Genomic DNA, 2,790 nt, shown 5'->3' on the forward strand with positions numbered 1-2,790 from the left:
TGTGCATCATTGCAGCATGAATACATAGTGCTGCAAGGCGAACCTGGGGAACTGAAACATCTAAGTACCCAGAGGAAAAGAAATCAACCGAGATTCCCCCAGTAGCGGCGAGCGAACGGGGAACAGCCCGGAACCATCATCAGTTTGTGTGTCAGTGGAAGCGTCTGGAAAGTCGCAGGGTACAGGGTGATACTCCCGTACACAAAGGCATGCTTATTGTGGGTTCGAAGAGTAGGGCGGGACACGTGATATCCTGTCTGAAGATGGGGGGACCATCCTCCAAGGCTAAATACTCCTGACTGACCGATAGTGAACCAGTACCGTGAGGGAAAGGCGAAAAGAACCCCGGCGAGGGGAGTGAAACAGAACCTGAAACCGTGTACGTACAAGCAGTGGGAGCCTTCTTAATGGGGGTGACTGCGTACCTTTTGTATAATGGGTCAGCGACTTATATTCTGTAGCAAGGTTAACCGTATAGGGGAGCCGCAGGGAAACCGAGTCTTAACTGGGCGTTAAGTTGCAGGGTATAGACCCGAAACCCGGTGATCTAGCCATGGGCAGGTTGAAGGTTGGGTAACACTAACTGGAGGACCGAACCGACTAATGTTGAAAAATTAGCGGATGACCTGTGGCTGGGGGTGAAAGGCCAATCAAACCGGGAGATAGCTGGTTCTCCCCGAAAGCTATTTAGGTAGCGCCTCGTGAACTCATCTTCGGGGGTAGAGCACTGTTTCGGCTAGGGGGCCATCCCGGCTTACCAACCCGATGCAAACTGCGAATACCGAAGAATGTTATCACGGGAGACACACGGCGGGTGCTAACGTCCGTCGTGAAGAGGGAAACAACCCAGACCGCCAGCTAAGGTCCCAAAGTCATGGTTAAGTGGGAAACGATGTGGGAAGGCACAGACAGCCAGGATGTTGGCTTAGAAGCAGCCATCATTTAAAGAAAGCGTAATAGCTCACTGGTCGAGTCGGCCTGCGCGGAAGATGTAACGGGGCTAAACCATGCACCGAAGCTGCGGCAGCGACGCGTATGCGTTGTTGGGTAGGGGAGCGTTCTGTAAGCCGTCGAAGGTGGACTGTGAGGTCTGCTGGAGGTATCAGAAGTGCGAATGCTGACATAAGTAACGATAAAGCGGGTGAAAAGCCCGCTCGCCGGAAGACCAAGGGTTCCTGTCCAACGTTAATCGGGGCAGGGTGAGTCGACCCCTAAGGCGAGGCCGAAAGGCGTAGTCGATGGGAAACAGGTTAATATTCCTGTACTCGGTGTTACTGCGAAGGGGGGACGGAGAAGGCTATGTTGGCCGGGCGACGGTTGTCCCGGTTTAAGCGTGTAGGCTTGTGTTCCAGGCAAATCCGGAACACTCTAAGGCTGAGGCGTGACGACGAGGCACTACGGTGCTGAAGCAACAGATGCCCTGCTTCCAGGAAAAGCCTCTAAGCTCCAGGTAACACGGAATCGTACCCCAAACCGACACAGGTGGTCAGGTAGAGAATACCAAGGCGCTTGAGAGAACTCGGGTGAAGGAACTAGGCAAAATGGTGCCGTAACTTCGGGAGAAGGCACGCTGGCGCGTAGGTGGAGGGACTTGCTCCCCGAGCCGAGGCCAGTCGAAGATACCAGCTGGCTGCAACTGTTTATTAAAAACACAGCACTGTGCAAACACGAAAGTGGACGTATACGGTGTGACGCCTGCCCGGTGCCGGAAGGTTAATTGATGGGGTTATCCGCAAGGAGAAGCTCTTGATCGAAGCCCCGGTAAACGGCGGCCGTAACTATAACGGTCCTAAGGTAGCGAAATTCCTTGTCGGGTAAGTTCCGACCTGCACGAATGGCGTAATGATGGCCAGGCTGTCTCCACCCGAGACTCAGTGAAATTGAAATCGCTGTGAAGATGCAGTGTACCCGCGGCAAGACGGAAAGACCCCGTGAACCTTTACTACAGCTTGACACTGAACACTGGTCCTTGATGTGCAGGATAGGTGGGAGGCTTCGAAGCGTGGACGCCAGTCCGCGTGGAGCCGTCCTTGAAATACCACCCTTTAATGGCTGGTGTTCTAACGTGGCCCCGTGATCCGGGGTGCGGACAGTGTCTGGTGGGTAGTTTGACTGGGGCGGTCTCCTCCCAAAGAGTAACGGAGGAGCACGAAGGTCAGCTAATCACGGTCGGACATCGTGAGGTTAGTGCAATGGCATAAGCTGGCTTGACTGCGAGAGTGACGGCTCGAGCAGGTGCGAAAGCAGGTCATAGTGATCCGGTGGTTCTGTATGGAAGGGCCATCGCTCAACGGATAAAAGGTACTCCGGGGATAACAGGCTGATACCGCCCAAGAGTTCATATCGACGGCGGTGTTTGGCACCTCGATGTCGGCTCATCACATCCTGGGGCTGAAGTAGGTCCCAAGGGTACGGCTGTTCGCCGTTTAAAGTGGTACGCGAGCTGGGTTTAGAACGTCGTGAGACAGTTCGGTCCCTATCTGCCGTGGGCGCTGGAGAATTGAGAGGGGTTGCTCCTAGTACGAGAGGACCGGAGTGAACGCACCGCTGGTGTTCGGGTTGTCATGCCAATGGCACTGCCCGGTAGCTAAGTGCGGAAAAGATAAGCGCTGAAAGCATCTAAGCGCGAAACTTGCCTCGAGATGAGTTCTCCCTGTGGCTTTAAGCCACCTGAAGGGACGTTGAAGACGACGACGTTGATAGGCCGGGTGTGTAAGCGCAGCGATGCGTTGAGCTAACCGGTACTAATGACCCGTGAGGCTTAACCTTACAACGCCAGAAGCGTTCTGG

At 54.5% G+C, this 2,790-nt stretch carries 1 rRNA gene; it reads left to right on the forward strand.

The annotated features are described in order from the left end of the window. Positions 1 to 2,769 (forward strand): 23S ribosomal RNA (locus ACMGEE_RS21670); the annotation flags it as partial. Between the last annotated feature and the right edge of the window lie 21 nt (positions 2,770 to 2,790).

Origin of the sequence: Erwinia artemisiae, from assembly GCF_051400835.1 — a bacterium.
Taxonomy (GTDB): Bacteria; Pseudomonadota; Gammaproteobacteria; order Enterobacterales; family Enterobacteriaceae; genus Erwinia; species Erwinia aeris.